Origin of the sequence: Allosphingosinicella sp. (assembly GCF_036402135.1) — a bacterium.
GTDB lineage: Bacteria > Pseudomonadota > Alphaproteobacteria > Sphingomonadales > Sphingomonadaceae > Allosphingosinicella.
Genome location: NZ_DASWTN010000045.1, coordinates 31,465 through 54,670, shown reverse-complemented (window position 1 = coordinate 54,670; position 23,206 = coordinate 31,465). Strand labels below are relative to the sequence as shown.

30 protein-coding genes are annotated in these 23,206 nt (G+C 63.3%); 15 read left to right on the top strand and 15 right to left on the bottom strand.

The features are described 5' to 3' along the window. Nucleotides 1-36: 36 nt before the first annotated feature. The 4 genes from VGD10_RS12855 to ychF all read left to right on the top strand — a co-directional run bounded on the left by VGD10_RS12855 (nt 37) and on the right by ychF (nt 3,210). Complete coding sequence (locus tag VGD10_RS12855) at nt 37-879, top strand: arginase family protein (RefSeq protein WP_331041219.1); 843 nt, start codon at nt 37-39, stop codon at nt 877-879. A 101-nt stretch (nt 880-980) separates the two neighbouring features. Further along, nucleotides 981-1,400, top strand: coding sequence for a hypothetical protein (locus VGD10_RS12850; RefSeq protein WP_331041218.1), 420 nt, complete (start codon nt 981-983; stop codon nt 1,398-1,400). A 100-nt stretch (nt 1,401-1,500) separates the two neighbouring features. Continuing rightward, nucleotides 1,501-2,106, top strand: a complete 606-nt coding sequence (locus tag VGD10_RS12845) for a TIGR02466 family protein (RefSeq protein WP_331041217.1) — start codon at nt 1,501-1,503, stop codon at nt 2,104-2,106. A 3-nt stretch (nt 2,107-2,109) separates the two neighbouring features. Then, a complete protein-coding gene (gene ychF / locus VGD10_RS12840; RefSeq protein WP_331041216.1) occupies nt 2,110-3,210 on the top strand; it encodes a redox-regulated ATPase YchF in 1,101 nt (366 codons plus the stop codon). Here ychF and VGD10_RS12835 read toward each other — a convergent pair. After that, nucleotides 3,200-3,625, bottom strand: coding sequence for an NUDIX domain-containing protein (locus VGD10_RS12835; protein WP_331041215.1), 426 nt, complete (start codon nt 3,623-3,625; stop codon nt 3,200-3,202). The genes ychF and VGD10_RS12835 overlap by 11 nt on opposite strands. Nucleotides 3,626-3,695: 70 nt before the next feature. Here VGD10_RS12835 and VGD10_RS12830 point away from each other — a divergent pair, with 70 nt between their 5' ends. Further along, nucleotides 3,696-4,142 (top strand): MaoC family dehydratase, encoded by a 447-nt coding sequence (locus VGD10_RS12830; protein WP_331041214.1) that lies wholly within the window; start codon nt 3,696-3,698, stop codon nt 4,140-4,142. 18 nt (nt 4,143-4,160) lie between these two features. Here the strand turns inward: VGD10_RS12830 and VGD10_RS12825 are convergent, their stop codons facing one another. The 5 genes from VGD10_RS12825 to petA all read right to left on the bottom strand — a co-directional run bounded on the left by VGD10_RS12825 (nt 4,161) and on the right by petA (nt 8,202). Beyond that, nucleotides 4,161-4,724: a hypothetical protein gene (locus VGD10_RS12825; RefSeq protein WP_331041213.1), complete on the bottom strand. Its 564-nt coding sequence runs from the start codon at nt 4,722-4,724 to the stop codon at nt 4,161-4,163. An 87-nt stretch (nt 4,725-4,811) separates the two neighbouring features. Next, nucleotides 4,812-5,351, bottom strand: a complete 540-nt coding sequence (locus VGD10_RS12820) for an adenine phosphoribosyltransferase (protein ID WP_331041212.1) — start codon at nt 5,349-5,351, stop codon at nt 4,812-4,814. Nucleotides 5,352-5,362: 11 nt separating this feature from the next. Then, on the bottom strand, nt 5,363-6,280 hold the full coding sequence (locus tag VGD10_RS12815; protein WP_331041211.1) for a cytochrome c1: 918 nt from the start codon (nt 6,278-6,280) through the stop codon (nt 5,363-5,365). 15 nt (nt 6,281-6,295) lie between these two features. Next, nucleotides 6,296-7,621: a cytochrome b/b6 gene (locus tag VGD10_RS12810; RefSeq protein WP_331041210.1), complete on the bottom strand. Its 1,326-nt coding sequence runs from the start codon at nt 7,619-7,621 to the stop codon at nt 6,296-6,298. 11 nt (nt 7,622-7,632) lie between these two features. Next, nucleotides 7,633-8,202: a ubiquinol-cytochrome c reductase iron-sulfur subunit gene (petA, locus tag VGD10_RS12805; protein ID WP_331041209.1), complete on the bottom strand. Its 570-nt coding sequence runs from the start codon at nt 8,200-8,202 to the stop codon at nt 7,633-7,635. Between the two features lie 345 nt (nt 8,203-8,547). Between petA and VGD10_RS12800 the strand changes: the two genes are divergently transcribed. The 5 genes from VGD10_RS12800 (at nt 8,548) to VGD10_RS12780 (ending at nt 13,009) form a co-directional block, all read left to right on the top strand. Beyond that, entirely contained in the window at nt 8,548-9,408 is an 861-nt protein-coding gene (locus tag VGD10_RS12800) for a transglutaminase family protein (protein ID WP_331041208.1), read from the top strand. A 72-nt stretch (nt 9,409-9,480) separates the two neighbouring features. Continuing rightward, on the top strand, nt 9,481-10,221 hold the full coding sequence (locus VGD10_RS12795) for an RHS repeat-associated core domain-containing protein (protein ID WP_331041207.1): 741 nt from the start codon (nt 9,481-9,483) through the stop codon (nt 10,219-10,221). 892 nt (nt 10,222-11,113) lie between these two features. Beyond that, a complete protein-coding gene (locus VGD10_RS12790; RefSeq protein ID WP_331041206.1) occupies nt 11,114-11,563 on the top strand; it encodes a tRNA (cytidine(34)-2'-O)-methyltransferase in 450 nt (149 codons plus the stop codon). Beyond that, nucleotides 11,560-12,423: an oxygen-dependent coproporphyrinogen oxidase gene (gene hemF / locus VGD10_RS12785; protein ID WP_331041205.1), complete on the top strand. Its 864-nt coding sequence runs from the start codon at nt 11,560-11,562 to the stop codon at nt 12,421-12,423. The genes VGD10_RS12790 and hemF overlap by 4 nt, the downstream gene beginning before the upstream one ends. Before the next feature lies 1 nt (nt 12,424). Further along, the gene (locus VGD10_RS12780) at nt 12,425-13,009 is read left to right on the top strand and encodes a GNAT family N-acetyltransferase (RefSeq protein WP_331041204.1); all 585 of its coding nucleotides are present in this window, start codon (nt 12,425-12,427) and stop codon (nt 13,007-13,009) included. Here the strand turns inward: VGD10_RS12780 and VGD10_RS12775 are convergent. After that, the gene (locus VGD10_RS12775; RefSeq protein ID WP_331041203.1) at nt 12,986-13,735 is read right to left on the bottom strand and encodes a hypothetical protein; all 750 of its coding nucleotides are present in this window, start codon (nt 13,733-13,735) and stop codon (nt 12,986-12,988) included. The genes VGD10_RS12780 and VGD10_RS12775 overlap by 24 nt on opposite strands. Before the next feature lie 95 nt (nt 13,736-13,830). Between VGD10_RS12775 and lipB the strand changes: the two genes are divergently transcribed. From lipB to VGD10_RS12760, 3 genes are all read left to right on the top strand, one after another. Continuing rightward, entirely contained in the window at nt 13,831-14,493 is a 663-nt protein-coding gene (lipB, locus tag VGD10_RS12770) for a lipoyl(octanoyl) transferase LipB (protein WP_331041202.1), read from the top strand. 89 nt (nt 14,494-14,582) lie between these two features. Continuing rightward, the gene (locus tag VGD10_RS12765) at nt 14,583-14,864 is read left to right on the top strand and encodes a hypothetical protein (protein WP_331041201.1); all 282 of its coding nucleotides are present in this window, start codon (nt 14,583-14,585) and stop codon (nt 14,862-14,864) included. A 207-nt stretch (nt 14,865-15,071) separates the two neighbouring features. Next, entirely contained in the window at nt 15,072-15,713 is a 642-nt protein-coding gene (locus VGD10_RS12760) for a hypothetical protein (RefSeq protein ID WP_331041200.1), read from the top strand. On the opposite strand, the gene queE is transcribed toward VGD10_RS12760, so the two are convergent. The 8 genes from queE to VGD10_RS12720 all read right to left on the bottom strand — a co-directional run bounded on the left by queE (nt 15,714) and on the right by VGD10_RS12720 (nt 22,181). Further along, entirely contained in the window at nt 15,714-16,340 is a 627-nt protein-coding gene (gene queE / locus VGD10_RS12755; protein WP_331041199.1) for a 7-carboxy-7-deazaguanine synthase, read from the bottom strand. It lies immediately after the preceding gene. Next, nucleotides 16,337-17,023, bottom strand: a complete 687-nt coding sequence (queC, locus tag VGD10_RS12750; RefSeq protein WP_331041198.1) for a 7-cyano-7-deazaguanine synthase QueC — start codon at nt 17,021-17,023, stop codon at nt 16,337-16,339. Before queC ends, queE begins: the two co-directional genes overlap by 4 nt. A 163-nt stretch (nt 17,024-17,186) precedes the next feature. Beyond that, nucleotides 17,187-17,552, bottom strand: a complete 366-nt coding sequence (locus VGD10_RS12745; RefSeq protein WP_331041197.1) for a hypothetical protein — start codon at nt 17,550-17,552, stop codon at nt 17,187-17,189. A 175-nt stretch (nt 17,553-17,727) separates the two neighbouring features. After that, nucleotides 17,728-18,660 (bottom strand): Hsp33 family molecular chaperone HslO, encoded by a 933-nt coding sequence (locus tag VGD10_RS12740; RefSeq protein WP_331041196.1) that lies wholly within the window; start codon nt 18,658-18,660, stop codon nt 17,728-17,730. A 31-nt stretch (nt 18,661-18,691) separates the two neighbouring features. Continuing rightward, a complete protein-coding gene (locus tag VGD10_RS12735; protein WP_331041195.1) occupies nt 18,692-19,528 on the bottom strand; it encodes a hypothetical protein in 837 nt (278 codons plus the stop codon). A gap of 1 nt (nt 19,529) precedes the next feature. After that, on the bottom strand, nt 19,530-20,720 hold the full coding sequence (locus VGD10_RS12730; RefSeq protein ID WP_331041194.1) for an aspartate aminotransferase family protein: 1,191 nt from the start codon (nt 20,718-20,720) through the stop codon (nt 19,530-19,532). A gap of 118 nt (nt 20,721-20,838) precedes the next feature. Next, entirely contained in the window at nt 20,839-21,240 is a 402-nt protein-coding gene (locus VGD10_RS12725; protein ID WP_331041193.1) for a hypothetical protein, read from the bottom strand. Nucleotides 21,241-21,353: 113 nt separating this feature from the next. Beyond that, the gene (locus VGD10_RS12720; protein ID WP_331041192.1) at nt 21,354-22,181 is read right to left on the bottom strand and encodes an ABC transporter permease; all 828 of its coding nucleotides are present in this window, start codon (nt 22,179-22,181) and stop codon (nt 21,354-21,356) included. 63 nt (nt 22,182-22,244) lie between these two features. On the opposite strand from VGD10_RS12720, the gene VGD10_RS12715 reads away from it, so the two are divergent. Then, on the top strand, nt 22,245-22,883 hold the full coding sequence (locus tag VGD10_RS12715) for a GcrA family cell cycle regulator (protein WP_331041191.1): 639 nt from the start codon (nt 22,245-22,247) through the stop codon (nt 22,881-22,883). Nucleotides 22,884-23,030: 147 nt separating this feature from the next. Continuing rightward, nucleotides 23,031-23,189: a hypothetical protein gene (locus tag VGD10_RS12710; RefSeq protein ID WP_331041190.1), complete on the top strand. Its 159-nt coding sequence runs from the start codon at nt 23,031-23,033 to the stop codon at nt 23,187-23,189. Nucleotides 23,190-23,206 lie beyond the last annotated feature (17 nt).

Sequence of the window (23,206 nt, the reverse complement as noted above, 5' to 3'; positions counted from 1 at the left end):
TTTGCGCTTTCGGGGGATACGCGGCAGCAGCACTTCATGCAGCCGACCGACGTGAACGAGAGCAACCTCACCATATTTCGCGGCCGGTGCGGCGATCGGAATGATAGGGCAATGGCGGGCGCGTATATGCTCGGCCAGGCGCTCGCCCGGCAGACAGGATCAACGCCGGTGGAGATCGGCCGGCCTGAGCCGCACCTTGGCGTGGGATGGGAAGAGGAGCTTTCCGCCGCCCTTCCCGCGCTCCGCTTACTCTCGCAACGGATCGAGGACGTACTGGGCCGGAAGGAGAGGCCTCTCACGGTGCTGGGCCGCTGTGCGGCGGGCCTCGCTACGATCCCAGTGATCGCCAGACACCGGCCCGATGCGCTGATCGTGTGGTTCGACGCGCATGCGGACAGCAACACGCCCGAGCATTCTACCACCAATTATCTCGGAGGCATGGTCCTGAGCGGTGCGGCCGGCCTTTGGCAGACCGGCCTTGGCGACGACCTCGACCTTCGCAATGTCGTCCTGGTCGGATCGCGCGACATCGATCCTTCCGAACAGGCGCTGATCGATACCGGCATAGTTCGGGTGGTGCCGCCTGGGGAGCGGCTTGCCGAGCGATTGCGAGAGGCCGTTGCTGGGCGCCCGGTCTATATCCACCTCGATTGCGACGTGATGAGCGCCGGCCTCCTGCCGACCGAGTTTCAGGTGGAGAACGGGCTCGACTTCGACGATCTAAGGCGCGCAGCCGAGATATTGGCTGCGGAAGAAGTTCTCGGGATCGAGATAGCGGAATTCGAGGGCGAGTGGCCTGACGGGCGGACTGCAGCCTCGCCCGCGGAACTGTTGTCCGCGCTTGAGCCGCTCACAAAGGCTGTGAACCGAGCCGATTAGTTCCACCTCCATTATGAACATCGGCTGCCAAGGCGGTTAAGGTCCCGATAAAGCCGTCTCCCGCATACCCATCCCACAAGAACAGGGATGAGGAGTTTCCCATGAAGACGATCGTTCTCGCTTTTGCGGCGCTTGCCGTGACGGCTGCGGCGCCCGCGGCGGCGAAGCCCGGCAACGGCCATGGCGGGCACAAGGCTGCCAAGCACCAGAACCATAAGCAGGATCGCGGCCTCGACCGCGGCGGCTTCTACAATTCCGCTTTCGGCGAGCGCCGCATGGGAAACTGCCCGCCGGGCCTTGCCAAGAAGAATAACGGCTGTCTCCCGCCCGGCCAGGCGAAAAAGTACGCCGTCGGCCAGCGGCTGCCGAGCTACCTGTCGCGTTACAATATCCCGGCGCAGTATCAGGACCGCTACTATGACAGCGGCGTCTACAACTACCGGTACGAGGACGATAACATCTACCGCGTCAACCGGCAAACCGGCCTGATCGACAGCATCATCTCGGTGCTCGGCCTCTAAGCCGCCAACCGAGATCAACGAGCCGCGGGCGTCCGAAGCGCCCGCGGCTTTTTCATGTCCGACGCTCGCGCTTTGCCGTGCGCTGCGCTAGCGAAGCACGATGCCGAGCCGCTCCCTGTTCGCCACCCGCTTCTATGAGGGCGACCTTGCCGCGCCCGAACTGCTCGCCGAGTTGGACGAGGCCTGCCGGATGCTGGCGGAGGAGGATGAGGCGGGGCGGCGCTGGTCGAAGGCGCACGGCTATCGCGGCTATACGAGCTACGCGTCCCTCAACGACCTTCCGAGCCGCGACCCGCGCTTCAGCGATCTCGTTCGGCTGCTGAACCGCCATGTCGCCGGCTTCGCCGCCGACTGCGCTTTTGATCTCGGCGGCCGCCGCCTGAAACTCGACAGTCTGTGGGTCAATGTCCTGAAGCCCGGCGGCATCCATTCCGGCCACATCCACCCGCACAGCGTCGTTTCCGGCACAATCTACGTCGCGGTGCCGCCGGGCTCCGGCGCCCTAAAACTCGAGGACCCGCGCCTGCCGATGATGATGGCTGCGCCCCCGCGGCGGGAGGATGCGCCGGAGGGCCTCCGCACCTTCGTCTATGCGGAGCCGAAGCCCGGAAGCATCTTCCTGTGGGAAAGCTGGTTGCGTCACGAGGTCGTCCCCGGCACAGGCAAGGGCGAGCGCATCAGCATCAGCTTCAACTATCGGATTTAGGAAATGGGTTTTCGTTGCGGGATTGTGGGGCTGCCGAATGTCGGCAAGTCGACCTTGTTCAATGCGCTGACAGAGACTGCGGCGGCGCAGGCGGCCAATTATCCCTTCTGCACGATCGAGCCCAATGTCGGCCGCGTGGCGGTGCCCGATCCGCGGCTGCAGGAGATCGCGAAGATTGCGGGCTCCGCGAACATCATTGAGACGCAGCTTGAGTTCGTAGACATTGCCGGCCTCGTCCGCGGTGCATCGAAGGGCGAAGGGCTCGGCAACCAGTTCCTCGGCAACATCCGCGAGGTGGACGCGATCGTCCACGTGCTGCGCTGCTTCGAAGGCGGCGACGTGACGCACGTCGAGGGGCGCGTGGATCCGATTGCGGATGCGGAGACGGTTGAGACGGAGCTGATGCTGGCGGACCTTGAAAGCCTTGAGAAGCGTGTGCCGGCCCTGGCCAAGAAGGCGCAGCAGGGTGACAAAGAGGCCAAGATCCAGGCGAGCGTGCTCGGGCAGGCGCTGGAGCTGCTGCGGGAGAGCAAGCCGGCGCGGCTGACGGAGCCGAAGGACGAGGAGGAACGGAAGGCGCTGGAGCGGGCGCAGCTGCTGACGGCCAAGCCCGTCCTCTACGTCTGCAACGTCGACGAAGGCGAAGCCGCGACCGGCAATGCCCACAGCGCCCGCGTGTTCGAGAAAGCTGCCGCCGAGGGTGCGAAAGCGGTCATCATCTCCGCGGCGATCGAGGCCGAGATCGCCACCATGCCGCAGGAGGATCGCGCCGAATTCCTGCGCGACCTGGGCCTTGAAGAAACCGGCCTCAGCCGCATCATCCGCGCCGGCTACGAATTGCTCGACCTTATTACCTTCTTCACGGCTGGGCCGAAGGAGGCCCGCGCGTGGACGGTGGAGAAGGGGTCAAAGGCGCCGCAGGCGGCGGGCGTCATCCATAGCGATTTCGAACGCGGCTTCATCCGCGCGGAGACGATCGCCTTTGACGACTTCGTAAAACACGGCGGCGAAAGCGGCGCGCGGGATGCAGGCAAGCTCCGTTCCGAGGGCAAGGATTACGTCACCAAGGACGGCGACGTGATGCTGTTCCGGTTTAACGTCTAAGCAGGCTTTCGAACAGCGGCAGCACCTTGTCGCGAGTGAGCGGCGCCAGCGTGAGTTCGCGCGCCTCTGCGAGTGTCACCCAACGCGCCTCTGCAAGCTCCGCGGCAGGCACAACAGTGCCGGACATGCTGACGCGGAAGATTTCCGCCGACACGAGGTGACCGGGCTCGTTCGCCGCCTGCGCGGTGAAGGTGCCGAGCGGAATGCCCTCGCCCGCACTTAGAGCCACCCCCAACTCTTCCTCCAGTTCGCGGCAGAGCGCATCGTGCGGCGCCTCGTCCGCCTCTATCTTGCCGCCCGCCTGCATGAAGGCCCCGGTTCCCTGCTTGCGGACAAGGAGCAGCCGCCCCTCACCATCTTCGATCAGAGCCGCGGCAATGCGGATAATCTTCGCCCCGTCGCTCTCCGAACCCATTACGCCCCCACTCTGTGCTACTTGAGTTCACATCTTCCCGCCCGTACCGCAAGCGGAACGGGAGACGGCAATGATCTACCTCGAAGATATCGAAGTCGGACAGAGAGCCTCGTTCGGCAGCTATCATGTGACGCGCGAGGAGGTGATCGCATTCGCCTCCAAGTACGACAAGCAGCCGTTCCACCTGTCGGACGAGGCGGCGGCGAAGACGCATTTCGGGCGGATCGCCGCGAGCGGGTGGCATACCTGCGCGATGACGATGGCGATGATCGCCGAGAATGTCGTGGCGACGGAGCAGGCGGGTTTGGGGTCGCCGGGCGTGGACGAGCTCCGCTGGCTGAAGCCGGTTTATCCGGGGGATACTCTGCGCGTTGAGAGCGAGATCGTCGAGGTGCGGCCGTCGCGGTCGAAACCGGAGATTGGCTCCTTCCGTACCGCCGTCACCGTCTTCAACCAGGACGATGTGCCGGTGCTGACCTTCACCTCGATCGTGCTGATGCGGCGGCGGCCCGCCTAGGCGAGCCGCCCTCCACGGTCAGTCGCGGCGGTCGCGCCGGTTCTCGCGGCGAAGCTCCTGCCGGTCGCTGCGACGCTCGGCGCGAGCTTCGCGGCGCGTCTCGCGCCGCTCCTGCCGGAACTGCTCGCGGGTGATGGCGCCGCTCTGAAGCCGCTGACGGTTCTCCAGACGCTCGGCGCGGACGGCGCTCCGGTCCTGCTGGCGCTCCTGCCGGAATGCCTGCCAGTTGTCGCGGATCTCGCGGCGGTCCTCGGCCGAAAGACGGGCGCGGCGGCTCTCCCAGTAACGCTGCTGGCTGTCGTTCCAGCGGTAGCGGCTGCCATAGCGGTCGTAGACGTAGAGGCCGGTGCCCGGATAATAATAATTGCCATACCAGCCGTAATAAGGATCGTAATAGCGGCCGCCGTAGCGGCCGTAGCGGCTCCCGTACCGGCCGTAGCCGTAATAGGGATCGTAATAGCCGCCGGTGCTGACGCCGACGGACAGGCCGCCATAGCCGTAGCTGGTGCCGAAGCCGCAGCCGGCGAGCGTGAGGGAAGCGGACGCTGCGAGTATCGCATTGCGAAGACGGGGGGCGAGCATGGGGGCGACTCTCCAGAAAAAGATAGTGAATAGAGAGACTAAGCCGCCGAATGGCTTGAATGGCGGCTTAACGCCGGAGATCGAGCCTCAATGGCCCTCGTAGGCGAGGAGCGCGTGGACCGGCACCCCCTCCGCCCGGAGCCGGTCGGCGCCGCCGAGCTCGACGAGGTCGATAGCGAAGGAGGCACCGGACACCACCGCCCCAGCCTTCCGCAACAGCTTCACGCCGGCAAGGGCGGTTCCGCCGGTCGCGATGAGATCGTCGACCAGCAGCACCTTCGCGCCCGGCGCGCAGGCGTCAATATGCATGGCGAGGCGGTCGGTACCATATTCCAGCGCATATTCCTCGGCGATGGTCTCGCCGGGAAGCTTCCCGTCCTTGCGGATGAGGAGGAGGCCGCGGTGGAGGCGCTGGGCGAGCGCCGCGGCGAAGACGAAGCCGCGGGCGTCGATGCCGGCGATTAGGTCGGGCACCTCATCCAAAGCCGCCGCCATCCGCTCGACCGCGGCGGCGAAGCCGTCCGCGTCGAGCAGAAGAGTGGTGATGTCGCGAAACTGGATGCCGGCCTTCGGAAAGTCCGGAACAGTGCGGATCAGCGCGCGGAGATCGTCGTTGCCGTCGGCCATGGCGGCCGGCCTCAGCCCTCGATCCCCGCCTTGCGCTTCGCCGCCTTGCTCTTCGCCTGGTTCTCCGGGTCCAGCGGGCCTTCCGGCCGCACCGTCCGGCCGCGATTGGAGTGCCAGATATTCTGGTACGCCATGTAGGCGAGCACCGTCGCGATCAGCAGGAAGAACAGCACCGCGATGCCCGTCCGGTGACGGCTTTCGAGGTTCGGTTCGGCCGTCCAGATAAGGAAGGCGGATACGTCCTTCGCCATCTGGTCGCGGGTCGCGGCGGTCCCATCCGCATAGGTCACCTGACCGTCAGCGGTAATGGGCGGCGGCATGGCGATGTTGAGGTTCGGGAAATAGGGGTTGAAGTGCAGCCCCTGCCCCGGCCGCGCCTCGGGCGGAAGGTTGGCGGGCGGGTTCTGATAGCCCGTCAGCAGCGAGTAGATGTACGCACCGCCGCCGTGCCGCGCCTTGGTGATCAGCGAAAGATCGGGCGGCATCGCATTGTTGTTGGCCGCGCGCGCCGCTACTTCATTGGGATAGGGGCTCGGGAAACGGTCGGCGGGGATCGCCTTCCGCGTGTTGGCTTCGCCCGTGTTCGGGTCGATCGAGGGAACCTCGATCTGCCACTGGTCGGCGATCGCCTTGATCTCCGGCTCCTCATAGCCGAGGTCCGCCAGGTTGCGGAACGCGACGAGGTTGAGGCCGTGGCAGGCGGCGCAGACTTCCTTATAGACCTGGAAGCCGCGCTGTAGCTGCTGCCGGTCGAAACGGCCGAACGGACCGTCGGTCGAGAAAGCGACGTCCTTCGGCTCCTTGTGGAACTTGTGCTCGACGGTCTCCGCCGGCGGCTCCGTGACGAAGCTCACCGCGCCGGTGATGAGCGAGATCACCAGGACCAGGATGAAGCCCAGGCCGACCAGGGCGCCAATCAAACGAACCATGACCAGTCTTACCCCTTATTCAGCCGGTGCGGCGCGCGTGCGCTTCGCCCGGGTGGCCGTCTTGTTGGTGCCGAGCGGCGCGGCTTCTTCCGCCTCGCCGTGAAGGACGCTTGCCGAGATGGAGGTCGGCAGCGGCAGCGGCTTTTCGAACTTCGCGATGAGCGGAAGAATGATCAGGAAGTGCGCGAAGTAGTAGATGGTCGCGAGCTGCGAGATCATCACATAGGGCTCTTCCGCCGGAAGACCGCCGCACCAGCCGAGGATCAGCACGTCGGCGACCAGTATCCAGAAGAACATCTTGAAGGTCGGCCGGTAGCTGCCTGAGCGAACCGGCGAGCGGTCGAGCCAGGTGAGGAAGAAGAGCAGCAGGATCGAGGCGAACATCGCGATCACGCCCCACAGCTTCGCCGGCAGGATGAAGTCCACCGTGAAGGCGCGGAGGATCGCGTAGAACGGCCAGAAATACCATTCGGGCACGATATGCGCCGGCGTCGCCAGCGGGTTGGCCGGAATGTAATTGTCCGCGTGGCCGAGATAGTTAGGCGCGAAGAAGAGCATGATCGCGAAGGCGATCAGGAAGATACCGAGCCCGAAGCCGTCCTTCGCGGTGTAATAAGGATGGAAGGGCACCGTGTCCTGCGGCGTCTTCACGTCGACGCCGGTCGGGTTGCTCGAACCCGGAATGTGCAGCGCCCAGATGTGGAGGATGACCACGCCCGCGATCACGAACGGCAGCAGATAGTGAAGCGAGAAGAAGCGGTTCAGCGCCGCATTATCTGGCGCGAAGCCGCCGAGCAGCCAGGTCTGGATCGGCTCGCCAATCAGCGGGATGGCGCCGAACAGGCCGGTGATCACCTTCGCTCCCCAGAAGCTCATCTGCCCCCAGGGAAGCACATATCCCATGAAGGCGGTCGCCATCATCAGAAGGAAAATAACGAGGCCGAGCAGCCACACCATCTCGCGCGGCGCCTTGTACGATCCGTAATAAAGGCCGCGGAAGATGTGGATATAGGTGACGATGAAGAAGAAGCTTGCGCCGTTCGCATGGGCGTAGCGGAGGAGCCAGCCCTGGTTGACGTTGCGCATGATGTGCTCGACCGAGTTGAACGCAATGTCGCCCGCCGGCGCATAGTGCATCGCCAGGATGATACCGGTGATGATCTGAATGCCGAGCGCGATCCCGGCGAGGACGCCGAAATTCCAGAAATAGTTCAGGTTGCGCGGCACCGGATAGCCGCCGCCGACGCTGTTGTAGACGAGGCGAGGCAAGGGAAGCCGCTCGTCGATCCACCGCATGAACGGGTGCTTGGGTTCGTATTGCTGTGCCCAGGGAAAGCCCATCTTGATTTACCTCAGCCGATCTGGACCACGGTGTCGGATACGAAGCTGTATTCCGGCACTTCGAGATTCTTGGGAGCCGGTCCTTTGCGGATGCGGCCGGCGGTGTCGTAGTGCGAACCGTGGCAGGGGCAGAAATAGCCGCCATATTCGCCCTTATTCTCGCCCGGTGCCGCGCCGAGCGGCACGCAGCCAAGATGCGTGCAAACGCCGAGAGTGATGAGCCAGTTGGCCTTTCCTTCCTTGGTCCGCTCGGCCAGCGACTGCGGATCGCGAAGGTCGCCCGAGGGCACGGCATTGGCCTGCTGCACTTCCTGCGGCGTGAGGTTGCGGATGAAGACCGGCTGCTTTCGCCAGATCGTCTTGATCGCCTGGCCGGGCTGGATCTGGCTGATGTCCACTTCGGTGGATGCGAGCGCCAGTACGTCCGCCGACGGGTTCATCTGGTTGACCAGCGGATAGACCACGGCAAGGCCGCCGACGCCGGCGAAGCTTACCGCTGCGATATTGATGAAGTCGCGGCGGCGGACGCCTTCGCCCTCCCCCTGCGTGACCGTGTCATCGGTATGTTGGGCCGTCGCCATCATGATCCTTCGAGCGCGATTCAAACTGGATGTGCGGAAAACCCGCCGCCCGCCAGGAACGACGGAAGCAGGTCAAGCACGCCGCCCCTGAGGTGCCCCCAACAGCGGCTTGGCGCGCCTGATAGCCGCGCAGAAGGCGATTTGCCAACAGCGATTTTTAGCCGAGGCGCGCCGAGCGCAACGAAGCAGCGCGAAGAGTCGCGCCGGGCCGGCCTGCGGCCGAAGCGCCGATCGACGGCGCGGCTTTGCCGCGACGGCTGTTCCTAGGAGGCAAACAGCACGGCCATTGCAAAATAGGATTTCACTTGTTCTTTTTCTGTTCACTTCACTCGAAAGGAGCAGAACATGTCGGACGCCGTCGCAGCCGTGGAGGCGGTGCTGTCCCTGCCGCACGACAAACTGGATTATGCGAGGGCGAAGATCGCGTTCGACAGGATCATCGATCCTTCGATCGATGAACAATGGGTGTTGGCGGAGCTGGACGGGCTGACGGAAAGAGCAAGAGAGCTGGCCGGGGCGAGCGCCCGCGACAACGCCAAGCTCAACGCGCTCCACAAGCTGATTTATCGAAGCGGCCCTTGGAATGAGCACCGGCCCTTTTCCTATGATCATGACGATCCGCTTGGACAAGGAATTTGTCGCAAGCTGCTCTCAAATTATTTGCGGACCCGGCTGGGGCAATGCGTCTCCATGCCGATCCTCTACCTGATCCTCGCCGAGCGGCTAGGGCTTGCTGTCGCGCTTTCAAGCGCTCCGGACCACCTGTTCGTGCGCTACAGCAATGAAAACGGCCGCATCATCAACCTAGAGACAACCAGCGGCGCTCTTCCCGCGCGGGAAGAATGGATGCGCCAATGTTTCTCCATAACGGACGTTGCTCTCAAGAGCGGCCTCTACCTGCGATCATTCTCGAAGCGGGAAGCAATCGGTCGCACGGCAAGTACGGCCAACGAGTATCTAATGGAGCAGGGTCGCTACGAAGAAGTGGCGGGGGTCTCCGCCGCAATCCTCAGACGCTGGCCGAGAGACGACCACGCGCTGCTGAGCTTCGGGTCGGCCTACGGCCATTTGATTGAGGAGTTCAGGAAGAAGTATCCGACGGCGCTCCTCATCCCACCGCCGCTCCGTCACGAACATCGTCGAATGGTTCAGTTAAACGACGGCGCCTTCGAAGCCGTAAAAGCCTTAGGCTGGCAGCCACGCTAAGCTTCCAAACAAATAGGATTTGCAAAATAGGATTTCAGATGTTCTTCATTTGTTCAAGCAAAGGAGAACAGCATGTTCATCAACCCTGCCGACCTTCACGCTCTTCCTGCCCCCACTCCCCTTCGCCCGACTGCGCGCCGAAGCTCTCCTAAGTACAGCCGTTTCGTTCAGCCAGATCCGATTGGGTACGAAGCGGGCATGAACCTCTACAATTATGTTAGCTCCGATCCCATCAACTTTACGGATCCTCTCGGACTTCAGGAAGAAGAAGACGTACCAAATGATGAGGACATAATCGTCATTGGCGATCGCTCGCGAGGAGGCGGTGGCGGCGGCGGCGGCGGCGGTGGGCACTCTGGATGGAACACTCCACCAATTTTGTTGCCGGGGCCGTTCGAGGATCAGCCAAACCCCGGCGTGGAGTGCTTAGGCGAGAATTGTGAAGGAGTGCAGGTAACAGCGCCGCCCCGCGGAACTCCCTTCATCCTGGTGAAGGGGCGCTATGTTCTTAATCGGCATTATATCAGGCCTTGGTGGTCGGACTGCGTCGATTACGGCTTTGTATTTGGGCCTCCGCTGGCTGGGCTTGCCGCAGCCGCTGCACCCGGAGCGGCCATATCGACTGGACGCGCGTTAGGACCCGCAGGTCCCCTTTTTGGTCATCCCGCCTTCGGAGCCACTCATAAAGGAATTTTGAATGGGAGGTTCGGCGGTGGCTTTCGGATCGGCTTTGGAAGAGGTAATAATATGGCGAACTTCCGGGCAGGTTATCGAGATCTGAAAACGGGAGACTGGTTTCGCGTTAAGCCGTGAGAATGCAATGATGAGGAAACTTCTAGAAATCCTGGGTTTTCGGAGTTTGATTACGAGTCCTGAGCGAACGTTTTTGGACCTCAGGTTAGCCGATGTTCCAAAGCTCGTGGAGGCTCATCTAAAAGGCGGTAATGATGAGTTTCATGAGAATGCTCTTTCCGAGTTCCTTCTAATGAAGGCGCCCAAACAGGAACTAACGGCTTTTTGGAAAGATATGGAGAGGATTGATACCCAATTTGGGGAGCCTGGTAAAAAAAATGGCTTGGACACTGATCGGGGTAAAGCTGAGTTGGAAAGATATCTCGTGACACTACTCCGCTGATCAAGTCTCCTCCGATGTTGACAACAAAGTTAGACGGTGATCGCTCTGGAGGAAGATCCTGCAAAGGATTAGGGGCGTATTTCCAATCTTTGCGATAGAGAGGTGACTAGGCTCAATGAAAGCGGTTTAGGAGGAGCGGTTAATGGCTTACCCTACCAATTTGTAGCGGATTGGGATATTCGTCGCAAAGATGAAGTGTATGGAGAGAATCAGCGCAGAGAAATAAATCAGTTTCTACGCCTACTAGATTTTGATCAGCCTTCTGAAATTAAGTAAGCTTCTCTGTGATAAGGTCTTTGACTAAACTTTCTGTAGTGATCACTCGCCACATCGATGGCTCTGGAAATGGATTTGAATTGGATGATCTTCTTAGTGGAGGATATGGCCCAATTGATCCAAGCTTGAGAAATGCCCTTCTCAAGATCGACGAGGAATATCGGAACAGCGAGTTTCGGATTGGGACCTCTAATCCGGCTTCGTATGAGGAGCTTCGATCACTGGCAACAAAGTTGGCAGCCGAAGGAAATTAGCTCTCGGTGTTAGTCCCGACTGCACCGACAAGGAGCGGCCATGCGCCTCGCCCTTTACGAGCCCGATCAGGCGGGAAATGTCGGCACCATTCTGCGGCTCGGCGCATGCCTGGGCGTACCGGTGGATATCATCGAGCCGTGCGGATTCCCTTGGAACGACAAGGCGCTGAAACGGGCGGGGATGGATTATGCGGCAGTCGCCAATGTGACGCGGCATTCAAGCTGGTCCAGCTTCAAGAGCGATGCGGGGGCACGGATCGTTCTCCTCACCACCAAGGCGGACATGCGTTTTGACGAAGCGCAATTCGCGCCCGATGACATCCTCCTACTGGGCTCCGAAAGTGCGGGCGTGCCGGAAGAGGTGCATGCCCGCGCCGACCTCCGCGTGCGCATTTCGCAGGCGCCGGGCACGCGGTCGTTGAATATCGCGGTTGCCGCTGGCATCGCGATCGCCGAGGCGCTGCGGCAGACGAATGGATGGCCGGAATGATCAAGTTGGATGAAGAGCAGCAGGCGGCGCGGGACTGGTTCGAGGGACTCCGCGATCGGATTTGCGCCGAGTTCGAGGCGATTGAGCGTGAGGCGGATAGCGACGCGGCGTTCCAATATACGCCCTGGGACCGCACCGACCATGACGGCTCGCCCGGCGGCGGCGGCGTGCGCGGGCTGATGAAGGGGAAGGTGTTCGAGAAGGTGGGCGTGAACGTCTCCACCGTCGGTGGCAGCTTCAGCCCGGAATTCGCCAAGACCATTCTTGGCGCGGCGGAGGATCCGAGCTTCTTTGCCACTGGGATCAGCCTCGTCGCGCATATGGCCAACCCGCATGTGCCGGCGGTGCATATGAATACGCGCTTCCTCGTCACCACCAAGCGTTGGTTTGGCGGCGGCGCGGACCTCAATCCGCCCCTCCCTTATGAAGAGGATACGGCGGATTTCCATGCGCGGCTGCGGGCCGCCTGCGCGGCGCATGACCCGACTTACTATCCGCGCTTCTCGAAATGGGCGGAGGAATATTTCTTCATCCCGCACCGGAACGTGCACAGGGGCGTCGGCGGGATCTTCTATGACCATTTGGAATGCGCGGAACCCGGCAAGGGCGCGGACTTCCACCGGCATTTCGCCTTCACCCGCGACGTGGGCGAGGCGTTCCTCGACATATTCCCGAAGCTGGTGCGGCGGCGGATGGCGACGCCCTTCACGCCCGAGGACAAGGCGCGGCAGCTCGAATGGCGTGGCCGGTACGCCGAATTCAACCTCATCTACGACCGCGGCACATTGTTCGGCCTTAAAACCGGTGGCAATGTCGACGCCATCCTGATGAGCCTGCCGCCGGAAGCGACGTGGAGCTGACATGGCTCTGATCGACATCCCGCCTGGCGAGGTGGGGGCGGTCGTCACCTATCTCGAAATGGCGGAGCGGCCGAGGCTAAGACCCATGCCGCCCTCGCCGCTTCGCCTGAAGCCGTGGCCGGATGTCACGCCCGCCGAATACCGGCTGCTGTTCGAGCGGGTGGGCGGGCGCTGGCTGTGGTTCTCGCGGCTGCGGATGGACGATGCGACGCTTAGCGCGAACATCTGCGAGCTGCACGCGGTCGTGGACCGCTCCGGGATCGAGGTCGGCATGGTCGAGCTCGACTTCCGCGAGAAGGGCGAGTGCCTGATCCGCTTCTTGGGCCTGGTGCCGGAGCTTGCCGGCAAGGGCCACGGCGAATGGCTGATGGCGCAGACGCTTGCGCTCGGCTGGCGGGCGGGCGTGACGCGCGTTCACGTCAACACCTGCTCACTCGACCATCCGGCGGCGCTGAAAGCCTATCTCCGCGCCGGTTTTCGCGCCTATAAGCGCGCCTTCGAAAGCTTTCCCGACCCGCGCCTCACCGGCCTATTGCCGAGGGATGTCGCGCCTCAGATCCCGTTAGTGGGCGGTGCCGGGCACTGAAGCCGCGGGTGCGCTGAGCCTGCGGTAGATGGCGGCGAACAGCACCACGAGAAGCAACGAGAAAAGCGCGCTGAGCGCCGAGGCAAGGATGAGGACCAGCAAACCGCCGACGCCATCCTGGCCCCCGATCAGGATGAAGACCGAGCCAAGCACCGCTGTGACGACCGAAGTGAGTATCCAGCCGACGACCGCGACGATGACAACGAAGCCCGCAACCGCCCAGCCCTTGCGCTTCGTCAGTCTCCAGGAGCCGCCGATCGCTGCGAAGGGGCTGCGGCGCCCCTCCCCCACCATCAGCGCGCCGCTCACGACTAGGCGACCGAGCAGATAGATACCTGGGAGGATGAACCACAGGCCCGCGAACAGGATGAGCGCGGTCGTGAGGAAAGACAGGAGGAAATAGAAGGGCAGGATCGGTAGCGCCCCCGCGATAGCACCCCCTACCGTGTGGCCGTGAACGTCGAACAGCAGCAGATAGATCGCGATCGCGCCCACCATATTGACGATGTTGGCGGCCAGCAGCCAGACCCAGTTTTCGGTGAAATAGGCCTCGATATCGTTGAGCATCTGGGTCATCGTCTCGGCGCCTTCCGGCTGGGGAGCGAAATAGCCGACCAGGAGGGCCGGCAGGAAAAAGAATACGCCGGCTATCCCGAGGAGCAGGGACGCGTTGCTCCGCATCATCCGGACCGTCTCTTCCCAAACCGCGCTGTAGGAGAATTTCATGTCACATCCCTGCTGAACGGCGGGACCATGCCCGCGCGCTTCGGCAGATTCAAGGAAGGCTTGATCCCGGCGGGCGGGTGGATCAGACGCACGCCATGGCATCGGCAAGCGACATCGAGTGGCGGGAGAGCCCGGGCCTGACGCCCTACCCTGAGGCGCTGGCGGAGATGGAGCGGCGCGTCGAGGCGGTGCAGCAAGGCGAGGCGCCGGAGCTCGTCTGGCTGCTGGAGCATCCGCCGCTCTACACGGCCGGGACCAGCGCGGATCCCGCGGAGTTGTTCAACCCTCAGAGCTTTCCCGTCTACGAGGCGGGCCGCGGCGGCCGTTATACCTATCATGGGCCGGGGCAGCGCGTCGGCTATCTGATGCTGGACCTGAACCGCCGCGGCAAGGACGTGCGGCGCTTCGTCCATTCGCTCGAGGGCTGGCTGATCGATACGCTTGGGGAGATCGGCGTCGAGGCGTGGCGCGCGCCGGGGCGGATCGGCATCTGGACCGACCGGCAGGGCGCGGAGGCGAAGATCGGCGCGATCGGAGTCCGGGTCCGCCGCTGGGTCACGATGCACGGCTTTTCCGTCAACATCGATCCGGAACTTTCTCACTTTTCGGGCATAGTGCCCTGCGGCCTGGCCGATTACCCGGTAACCAGCCTGGCCGAACTGGGAGTGTCTGACGGACAGAAACGTTTCGATACGGCACTGAGACAGGGGCTCAGCCAATTCCTCGCCCGCCTTCAGGGGGAGGATGAGGAGGCTTGAGGGCCCCTCCTTTTCCATTTATCATCCACGGTGATTTGGCAAAAGACGGGGCCACCCCGCCCAAATCGTCAAACTAGGGAGTTTCGAGAATGCGTGACCTTTTCAAGAAAGCCGTTGCCGGTTCGATGATCGCCGGTGCGGCCCTGCTCGTTTCCGCTTGCGGCGGCGGCGAGAATGCCGAAGCCAACAACACCGCCATGACCGAAATGGGCACCGATCCGATGATGGACGGCACGACCAATGACGTCACCGCGATCGACGCCGGCACCGGCGCCGACGCCAATATGGCGATGGACGCGAACATGACCATGGACGCGAACACCACCACCAACACGACGACGACCGACGCCAACATGACCAACGGAATGTAATTTCCGTTTTCATATGCGTTTCGGAAGGGGCCGCTCGGGAAACCGGGCGGCCTTTTCTTTTCGCCTCGCCGAAACGAGCGCCGCTTCGCTCTTGCGGCGGACGGGCGGTTAATCCTAGGAACAGGGCGAAGCCGCTACAGGCGGCGCAAAGCCTTTGGAGAGGTTCTGAGAATCATGAAATCGTTCGGGAAATTCCTAGGTAAGGCCATGACCATGGCTGCGGCCGTGACGCTGGTTCCGCAGGCCGCATCGGCGCAGCTGTTCCTGAACGACCCCAATTTCCAGCGCGGACCGATCGATCCCAGCGACCCCCTGGTCGGCCTACCGATCCCTGGCGCGACGCCTGCCGAATATCGCGCCCACCTCCTCTGGAACATGAGGGCCGGCCTCAACGTAGCAGCTCTCCAGTGCCAGTTCTCGCCGTACCTGCGCACGGTCGACAATTATAACGGCATCCTCGCCCACCACTCGAAGGAGCTGGCGGACGCCTACACGACGATGAACAATTACTTCAAACGCGTGAACGGCGCGAAGGCGGGGCAGAAGGCGTTCGACGATTATACGACAATCACCTACAACAATTTCTCGACGCTGCAGGCGCAATATGGCTTTTGCCAGACGGCGGCGGCGATCGCCAAGGAGGCATTGTCGCAGCCGAAGGGCGAGCTGTTCACGCTTGCGCAGCAGCGGATGCGGGAGCTTCGCAACAGCCTGACGCCGGCTTACGATTCCATCGGCACCTATAATCCGCAGACGATCCGCCAGCCGGTATTTCCGTCGCTCGATCCGAAATGCTGGGACAAGAAGAACCGCCTCAAGAAGCAGTGCGCGACGCAGCCGTTCGGCTGATCAGGGCAGCCCAAGCAGCTTGTGCGTCTGGAGGCTGAGCCGCCAGCGCGGATTCTTCATCACGAAATCGATTGAGGCGGCGAGCGCGGCCTCGCGTTCCGGCCCGTCCATAGGCTGGATCAGGAACACGCCGAAATCCCAGTTTTCGAGCGCAGCTGGATCCACCCCCGGCTGAGGCCAGACCAGCTTCAGCTCGTTCCCGCTCCGCTGCACGACCTCGGTCCCCGCCTTGGGGCTGACGCAGATCCAGTCGATGCCGGGCGCCGCAGCCAAGGTGCCGTTGCTTTCCATCGCCACCTCGAAACCCTCGGCATGCAGCGCGTCGAGGAGGTAGCTATCCAGCTGAAGCATCGGCTCGCCGCCGGTGACGACGACCAGCTTCCGCTCCCCCTCGCCCCATAGGTCGGCAACCTTGGCAGCGAGCGAAGCCGCATCGTAGCGGCCGCCGTTCAGGCCGTCGGTGCCGACGAAATCCGTGTCGCAGAAAGTGCATTGTGCGCTCGCCCGATCCTGCTCCCGTCCCGACCAGAGGTTGCAGCCGGCAAAGCGCAGAAAGACGGCTCGGCGCCCTGCCTGCATCCCCTCCCCCTGCAAGGTGAGGAAGATCTCTTTGACCGCGTAGCTCATGGCCGGGCGGCGTAGCGGGTCGGATCGGGCAGACCGGCTTCCGCATAGCCTTTCGAGCGGAGACGGCAGCTGTCGCAGAGGCCGCAATGAAGGTCCCCGGCCGGATCGTAGCAGGACCAGCTCATGCCCGCGTCAAGCCCGAGCCGCTCCGCCTCCCGCGCAATGTCCGCCTTGGTCATGGAAAGCAAAGGCGTGTGGATGCGGAAGCCGTCGCCTTCCACCCCAGCCTTGGTGGCAAGGTTCGCCATCTGCTCGAAGCTTTCGATGAACTCCGGCCGGCAGTCCGGATAGCCCGAATAATCGAGCGCATTGACGCCGATGAAGATGTCCCGCGCTCCGGACGCTTCGGCAAGGCCGAGGCAGAGGGACAGGAAGATCGTGTTGCGGGCGGGAACGTAGGTGACGGGAATGTCGCTGCCGACGCCGTCCTTCGGAACGTCGATATCGGCGGTGAGCGCCGACCCGCCGAAGCGGCTGAGATCGAGCGGCAGGACCAGGTGCCGTTCGGCGCCGAGTGCCTCGGCAATCGCAGCAGCCGCCTTCAACTCCACCCGGTGACGCTGGTTATAGTCGATCGTCAGCGCGACAAGGCCGAACCCCTGCTCGCGCGCGATGCCGGCGGTCACCATGGAATCGAGCCCGCCCGAAAGCAGGACGACGGCGGAGGGAGAAGCATCGTTCATCGGCTGGCGCGGCTAGTCCCGAAGCGCGCGCCGTGCAAGCCGCACAAAATAAAGGGGCCGCCCGATGAGCGGCCCAGTTCCCGGCTTTAAAAGCCAACTAGGGAGGAAAGCGTGCCGATCACGACACGAACATCTGCCTAGCATGATCCATGTAAATGCCGGCTTAACGGCGGCATGAGGCGGTGCGGCGCGCTTCCAGCCGGTATTCGAATGGCATGCCGCCAGCGATCCCCTGTGTGTCGATGATGGCAAGGCGCGGCGAATCCACCCTGATGCTGCTTCGGCCGAAATCGCCGCCCGGACAGGTGTAATGGACCGTCGCCCTATTGCCGTTGTCCGCGATGACGAGCCGGGAGCAGGGCGTACCCTGATGCTGGATTTGCATCAGGATACGCGGGTCGGTGACGCAGATGGAGCGGGGCTGGGCGCGAGCATTGCCGATTTCCCGCATATCCCAGCGGCCGGACTGGAGCTTCGAGAGCGCAGACAGCTGTCCCCGCCCCTGCGTAGAGGCGGGCGCCGTCGTCATCAGGACCGCGCCGAACGCAAGAAGCGCCCGGCACAATGCGCCGCTCATCATGGCCAAAGCCATCCCTTCATATCTGGAGCGAGGGTTTCCCCTGCCCCGCCCCTGTTCAGCGGCCTATGCCCCCGACCGCTATCCTTCTGCCTTAACAGCAAAAGGTTGAAGAATCGACTTCGCTTCAGCTTGAAGTGCCGCTTTCGAGGTCCTTCCGCGACAGCGGGAAGACGCGCGAGCAGAATTCGCAATCGACGCTGATGAAGCCGTCATCGTCCGCCATATGCTCAAGCTCCTCCTCGCCGAAGCGGGCGATGACGCTGCGCACATAGTCGAAATTGCAGCGGCAGCCCTTGGACAGCGGAACGGCGGAGAGCACCCTGATCTCCTCTTCCTCATGGAACAGGCGCCAGAGCAAAGTGTCGAGCGGCAGCTCCTGGTTGAAGAGCTCGTTCGCCTTGATCGTCTCGGCGAGGACGCGGACATGCTCCCATTCGGGATGATCGAGCCGGGTGTGAAGCCGCTCGCGCCCCTCCTCACCCTCCGGCAAATGCTGGATCAGGATGCCGCCGGCGATATGGCCGGTATCGTCGACCGCTAGGCGGACGAGGCTCGGCACCTGCTCCGACTGGCTGAAATAGCTTTCCGCCGCCTCCGCGAGCGAATTGCCTTCCAGCGGCACGATGCCCTGGTAACGCTCACCCGCGCCCGGAAGGTCGAAGGTGATCGCGAGATAGCCCTTGCCGAACAGGGCGAAGAGCGACGGCAGCGACGCTGTCTCGGCCAGCCGCTCCTTGTCGAAGCGGACATAGCCGCGAAGCTCGCCGTCCCGGTAATCGGCGACGAGAAGGTCGATGATACCGCTCTCCGTCTGCGCCTGAAGCGTCACCTGCCCCTCCGGCTCCTTGAGGAGCGAGCCGAGCAGGGCCGTCAGCACCAGCGCCTCCGAAAGGATGCGGGCGATCGGCGCCGGATAATCGTGCGCGGAAAGAATGTGGTCGAGCAAAGGCCCAAGCCGCACCACCCGGCCGCGGGCATGCCGCGCCGGAAGCGTGAAGCTCACCGCCTCGTCGAGATTGGCGGTTAGGACCGCCTCGTTGAAATCGGAAGATGCCATGCGGCTGATGTAAGAAGGGTAGCCGGCTTTTTTAGAGGGGTGGAAGCGCGCGCACGTAGATGTCCGCCATGCCACGCTCCTGACCCTGCCGTTCAAGGGTGCTCGCCAGCCACAGCGACTTGCCGTCGCGGCTGAAGCGCGGCGTGAAGTTGAACGGGCCGAGGTTCACCGATGCGGGCAGCGGCGCAGGTTCGCTCCAGCCTGCCGCCAAGCGGCGGGAAAGCATGATGCGGGCCGTGCCGTCGCCCAAGCCGCGCCAGAAGGCCGCATGCCGCCCGTCGGGGCTGATCGTGAAGTCGCTGTCGCTCTGCGCGCTGTTGAATGGACCCGCCAGCGCTTCGGCCGGTCCGAAGCCGCCCGCCGCCTCCCTTGCCGTGTAGATGTCGAGGCCGCCCTTCCCGCCCCGTCGGACGGACGCGAAGTAGAGGATACCGCCGTGCAGCTCCGGGCCGAGTTCAGGGTTGGGTGAATTGACCGCATCGCCGAGATGCTCCGGTGCGGACCAGACGCCTCTCACCAGCCGCGAGCGCCAGAGATCGAGGTCCTTCTTGTCGGGCCGCGACGCGGTCGGGCGATCGGACACGAAATAGAGCGTCCGGCCGTCCGGCGTCAGCCACGGATCGGAATCGCTGTAGCGCGGATCGGAAAAGCCGATTTGCGCAGGGGCAGCCCATTTGCCGCGCCGCTTCTGCGAAACATAGATTTTCGCGTTCCGGAACTCGGCCTCGGAGCGGGCAAAGACCATCAGGCGCTCCGGGCGATCGAAGCTCGGATTATATTCGTTCAGCGGCGAATTGACGAACTGAAGCGGCTCGGGAGCCGCCCCAGCAAGCGCCAGCGCGGCCACCGCCGCCAGAGGCTTCAACATGTCAGGCCGCGGCTTGCGGAACGTCGTAGTGCCGCGCGGCTTCGGACAGCCGCTCGACGAACTCCGTCACATGCTCTTCCTCGATGATGAGCGGCGGCAGCACGCGGAGCACGTTGTCGCCGGCGGCGACCGTCAGAAGGCCCTGCTCGCGGAGGTAGCCGACGAAGGCGCGGCTGTCGGTCTTCATCTTGATGCCGAGGATCAGGCCCATCCCGCGCACGCTTTCGAACAGATCGTCGTGATTGGGGATCATCTGCTCGAGCGCGCCGCGGAGGCGCTCGCCCATGCGGGTGACATGATCGAGGAATTCGGGCGTGTTCACCACGTCCAGCACCGCCTGACCCGCAGCCATGGCGAGCGGATTGCCGCCATAGGTCGAACCGTGCGTGCCGATCACCATCCCGGCTGCCGCCTTCTCGGTGGCGAGGCAGGCGCCCAGCGGGAAGCCGCCGCCGATGCCCTTCGCCACCGCCATGATGTCCGGCTCGATGCCATAATGTTCGTAGGCGAACATCTTGCCGGTGCGCCCATAGCCGCACTGGACCTCGTCAAGGACCAGCATCAGGTCATTCTCGTCGCAGAACTTGCGGAGGCCCTTGATGAATTCGGGGCTGGCGGGGCGGATGCCGCCCTCGCCCTGGATCGGCTCCAGCAGGAAGCCGGCCGTGTGCTCGGTGACCGCATCGAGTGCCGCATCAAGATCATCGAAATCGACCACTGTGAAGCCCGGAAGCAGCGGCGCGAAGCCGTCGCGGAGCTTCTCCTGATTGGTGGCGCTGATCGTCCCCATCGTGCGGCCGTGGAAGGCGTTCGAGAAAGTGATGAGCGTATGCTTCTGCGGCTGCCCTTTAGCATGATGGTAGCGGCGCGCGGTCTTGATCGCGCATTCGACCGCTTCAGCGCCCGAATTGGTGAAGAAGACGGTGTCGGCAAAGGTCGTGTCGACCAGGCGCTGCGCCAGCGCCTCGCCCTGCGGACTGCCGTAGAGGTTCGACACGTGGATCAGGGTCGCCGCCTGATCCTGGATAGCCTTGGTGAGGTGCGGGTGGCCGTGACCGAGCAGGTTGACCGCGATGCCGCTCGCGAAATCGAGATATTTCTCGCCCTGCTCGCCGTAGAGATAGACCCCCTCTCCCCTCACCGGCCGCACGGGCGAACGCGGATAAACGGGCATGAGCGGAGTGATGGCCATGTCTCTTCCTCTTTGGACGAAGGTTCAAAAGAAAAGGCGACCATCAAGGGTCGCCTCTTCCATTCAGCTATAGAGGGGGACCGGGCGCCGCGCAACGGCAGCGCCCGGTCCTCTGTGCTTAGTCGTCCCAGCGGTCGCGGCGGTCTTCCCACCGATCGCGGCGGTCGTCGCGGCGATCCTCGCGCCCTTCGCGGCGCTCACGCTGGATGCGCTGGCGAAGGTCCTGGAGCCGGTTCTGAATGTCCTGATGCTCGCGTTGGCTGAGGCCGTTGCGGGCGTAATCGTAGAAGCGGCGCTGGATGCCGTCGGCCTGGCTGTGGAGGCTGGTCCGCTCCCGATTGGACAGCAGGCGGCGCTGGTACATCTGCTCGATACGCTGGTGCGTCTGGGTGATCTGGCGCTCGACGGCGACATTATGACCGCGATTATAGCCATAGCCGCCGCCCCAATTCTGCGCAGCGGCCGGAGCAGCTGCGAAGGCGGTGGAAAGCGCCAAAGCCGAAAGGATGATCTTACGCATTACAACTGCTCCTTCTTCTAATGTTGGAAGCAGATGTACCTCGAGTCGACTGTTACGGCGCTGAACAGAGATGACAGCCGCCGTTCAGCTAAAACGCTAAGTAGCTGAACAGACTAGCTTTTGATCTTCCAACCGCTGCGAAGCAGGAAATAACAGGAGGCGCCAAGCACCACGTTGATCGCGAGGAGGAGCACCCCGCCGAACTGCACTGGCGAGTCGGCGACGTCGAGGAAGCCGTACCTGAAGCCGGAAATGACATAGAAGAACGGGTTTGCGTGGCTCACCGCCTGGAAGGCCGGAGCGAGGCTTTCGATCGAATAGAAAGTGCCCGACAGGAGCGAGAGCGGCGCCACGACGAAATTGGACACTGCCGCGGCATGATCGAACTTTTCCGCCCAGATGGAGGTGAGAAGGCCAAGGAAGCCGAGCATCATGCTCCCCATGATCCCGAACCAGAGGATCGCGCCCGGATGCACCGGCGTCACATGGACGCCCGGCCAGAACAGCATCGCCAGCCAAACCGCGAGGCCGACCAGCACCGCCCGGGTGACGGACGCGCCGATCAGGCCGGTGATGAGCTCCCCCGTCGAGAGCGGCGGCATGAGATAGTCGACGATGTTGCCCTGGATCTTGCCGACGAGCAGCGAGAAGCTCGAATTGGCGAATGCGTTCTGGATCATCCCCATGACGATCAGGCCCGGCGCCAGGAAATCCGCGAACGGAACGCCCATTACTGTCCGCCCTGTGCGGCCCAGAGCGACGGTGAAAATGACCAGGAACAGCAGGGTCGTGATGGCTGGTGCCCAGATAGTCTGAAGCTGGACCTTGAAGAAACGCCTCACCTCCTTCAAATAGAGGGTCTTGAGGCCGCCCCAATTGACGCTTCTGATAACCGGAACGCCAGGGTCGGACCGAACCCAATTCGAAGGCTGCTCGTTCATGGCGCCGTCGCTAAAGGCAGACGCTGTGGGCCGCAAGCTGTGAAGGCGATAAAGGAATAATGCATGTCGTGGACCGATGAGCGCATCGACCGCCTGAAAGAGCTTTGGTCGAAGGGCATGACCGCGAGCCAGATCGCCGACGAGCTTGGCGGCGTGTCGCGCAATGCCGTGATCGGCAAGGCGCATCGCTTGGGCCTCCAGTCGCGCCCGTCGCCCGTAAAGCCGAACGAGCCCGCGCCCGTAAAGGCGAAAGCGAAGCCCGCTCCCGCGCCGGAAGCAAAGCCGGCCCCGGCGCCCGTCGCTAAGGCGCCCGCCCAGCCCGCGCCGCAGCAGGCGCAGCCCGTGCAAGCGCCGCGCCCCGATCAGCCGCGCATCGTCTCCGTCGGCCCCGGCGGCTTCCTTCGTCAGGGTCCGGGCGACCAGCAGGCGCCGATCCCGCCCGCTCCGCCGCGCCGCCTCGTGCCGGCCAAGCCCAGCGCCGAAGTGGCCGACAAGACCAGCCTGCTCGATCTCAACGAGAAGATCTGCAAATGGCCGATCGGTCATCCGGGCGAACCCGACTTCCATTTCTGCGGTTCGCCTGCGAACCCGGGCTTCCCCTATTGCGTCGAACATTGCGGCGTCGCCTATCAGGCGCAGCTCCCCCGCCGCGACCGCCGCGCTCCACCGCCGCTTCCGTTCGGCGGTCCGCGCATCCGGTAAATTGCAAAAATCCGCAGAAATCAGCCACTTTCTGATTTAGGTTAAAGCGATTTCTCGGAACGCTGGGCGCTGAATCTCGTTAAGCAGGCACAACCATCTGCCGCCTCGTTCTTCGCCGGCGGCCTGTTCAGGAGTGTCGGAAGGACCATGTCTCACGAGGACGTGAATTATTACGAGCAGCGGGCCGAAGCAGAGATCGAGATGGCCCAGCGATCCAAGAGTACCCCGGCGGTTCAGGCGCATTACCAGCTTGCCACCGCCTATCTCGACAAAATTTACGGTGGGGCGACGCCCGCCGCCGAATGACAGCGCGCGTGCGCTGA

What these genes read in the sequence shown, in the direction of transcription:
- VGD10_RS12855 (WP_331041219.1), top strand. Translation starts at nt 37, where the DNA reads ATGCAGCCGACCGACGTGAACGAGAGCAACCTCACCATATTTCGCGGC.
- VGD10_RS12850 (WP_331041218.1), top strand. Translation starts at nt 981, where the DNA reads ATGAAGACGATCGTTCTCGCTTTTGCGGCGCTTGCCGTGACGGCTGCG.
- VGD10_RS12845 (WP_331041217.1), top strand. Translation starts at nt 1,501, where the DNA reads ATGCCGAGCCGCTCCCTGTTCGCCACCCGCTTCTATGAGGGCGACCTT.
- ychF (WP_331041216.1), top strand. Translation starts at nt 2,110, where the DNA reads ATGGGTTTTCGTTGCGGGATTGTGGGGCTGCCGAATGTCGGCAAGTCG.
- VGD10_RS12835 (WP_331041215.1), bottom strand. Translation starts at nt 3,625, where the DNA reads ATGGGTTCGGAGAGCGACGGGGCGAAGATTATCCGCATTGCCGCGGCT.
- VGD10_RS12830 (WP_331041214.1), top strand. Translation starts at nt 3,696, where the DNA reads ATGATCTACCTCGAAGATATCGAAGTCGGACAGAGAGCCTCGTTCGGC.
- VGD10_RS12825 (WP_331041213.1), bottom strand. Translation starts at nt 4,724, where the DNA reads ATGCTCGCCCCCCGTCTTCGCAATGCGATACTCGCAGCGTCCGCTTCC.
- VGD10_RS12820 (WP_331041212.1), bottom strand. Translation starts at nt 5,351, where the DNA reads ATGGCCGACGGCAACGACGATCTCCGCGCGCTGATCCGCACTGTTCCG.
- VGD10_RS12815 (WP_331041211.1), bottom strand. Translation starts at nt 6,280, where the DNA reads ATGGTTCGTTTGATTGGCGCCCTGGTCGGCCTGGGCTTCATCCTGGTC.
- VGD10_RS12810 (WP_331041210.1), bottom strand. Translation starts at nt 7,621, where the DNA reads ATGGGCTTTCCCTGGGCACAGCAATACGAACCCAAGCACCCGTTCATG.
- petA (WP_331041209.1), bottom strand. Translation starts at nt 8,202, where the DNA reads ATGGCGACGGCCCAACATACCGATGACACGGTCACGCAGGGGGAGGGC.
- VGD10_RS12800 (WP_331041208.1), top strand. Translation starts at nt 8,548, where the DNA reads ATGTCGGACGCCGTCGCAGCCGTGGAGGCGGTGCTGTCCCTGCCGCAC.
- VGD10_RS12795 (WP_331041207.1), top strand. Translation starts at nt 9,481, where the DNA reads ATGTTCATCAACCCTGCCGACCTTCACGCTCTTCCTGCCCCCACTCCC.
- VGD10_RS12790 (WP_331041206.1), top strand. Translation starts at nt 11,114, where the DNA reads ATGCGCCTCGCCCTTTACGAGCCCGATCAGGCGGGAAATGTCGGCACC.
- hemF (WP_331041205.1), top strand. Translation starts at nt 11,560, where the DNA reads ATGATCAAGTTGGATGAAGAGCAGCAGGCGGCGCGGGACTGGTTCGAG.
- VGD10_RS12780 (WP_331041204.1), top strand. Translation starts at nt 12,425, where the DNA reads ATGGCTCTGATCGACATCCCGCCTGGCGAGGTGGGGGCGGTCGTCACC.
- VGD10_RS12775 (WP_331041203.1), bottom strand. Translation starts at nt 13,735, where the DNA reads ATGAAATTCTCCTACAGCGCGGTTTGGGAAGAGACGGTCCGGATGATG.
- lipB (WP_331041202.1), top strand. Translation starts at nt 13,831, where the DNA reads ATGGCATCGGCAAGCGACATCGAGTGGCGGGAGAGCCCGGGCCTGACG.
- VGD10_RS12765 (WP_331041201.1), top strand. Translation starts at nt 14,583, where the DNA reads ATGCGTGACCTTTTCAAGAAAGCCGTTGCCGGTTCGATGATCGCCGGT.
- VGD10_RS12760 (WP_331041200.1), top strand. Translation starts at nt 15,072, where the DNA reads ATGACCATGGCTGCGGCCGTGACGCTGGTTCCGCAGGCCGCATCGGCG.
- queE (WP_331041199.1), bottom strand. Translation starts at nt 16,340, where the DNA reads ATGAGCTACGCGGTCAAAGAGATCTTCCTCACCTTGCAGGGGGAGGGG.
- queC (WP_331041198.1), bottom strand. Translation starts at nt 17,023, where the DNA reads ATGAACGATGCTTCTCCCTCCGCCGTCGTCCTGCTTTCGGGCGGGCTC.
- VGD10_RS12745 (WP_331041197.1), bottom strand. Translation starts at nt 17,552, where the DNA reads ATGACGACGGCGCCCGCCTCTACGCAGGGGCGGGGACAGCTGTCTGCG.
- VGD10_RS12740 (WP_331041196.1), bottom strand. Translation starts at nt 18,660, where the DNA reads ATGGCATCTTCCGATTTCAACGAGGCGGTCCTAACCGCCAATCTCGAC.
- VGD10_RS12735 (WP_331041195.1), bottom strand. Translation starts at nt 19,528, where the DNA reads ATGTTGAAGCCTCTGGCGGCGGTGGCCGCGCTGGCGCTTGCTGGGGCG.
- VGD10_RS12730 (WP_331041194.1), bottom strand. Translation starts at nt 20,720, where the DNA reads ATGGCCATCACTCCGCTCATGCCCGTTTATCCGCGTTCGCCCGTGCGG.
- VGD10_RS12725 (WP_331041193.1), bottom strand. Translation starts at nt 21,240, where the DNA reads ATGCGTAAGATCATCCTTTCGGCTTTGGCGCTTTCCACCGCCTTCGCA.
- VGD10_RS12720 (WP_331041192.1), bottom strand. Translation starts at nt 22,181, where the DNA reads ATGAACGAGCAGCCTTCGAATTGGGTTCGGTCCGACCCTGGCGTTCCG.
- VGD10_RS12715 (WP_331041191.1), top strand. Translation starts at nt 22,245, where the DNA reads ATGTCGTGGACCGATGAGCGCATCGACCGCCTGAAAGAGCTTTGGTCG.
- VGD10_RS12710 (WP_331041190.1), top strand. Translation starts at nt 23,031, where the DNA reads ATGTCTCACGAGGACGTGAATTATTACGAGCAGCGGGCCGAAGCAGAG.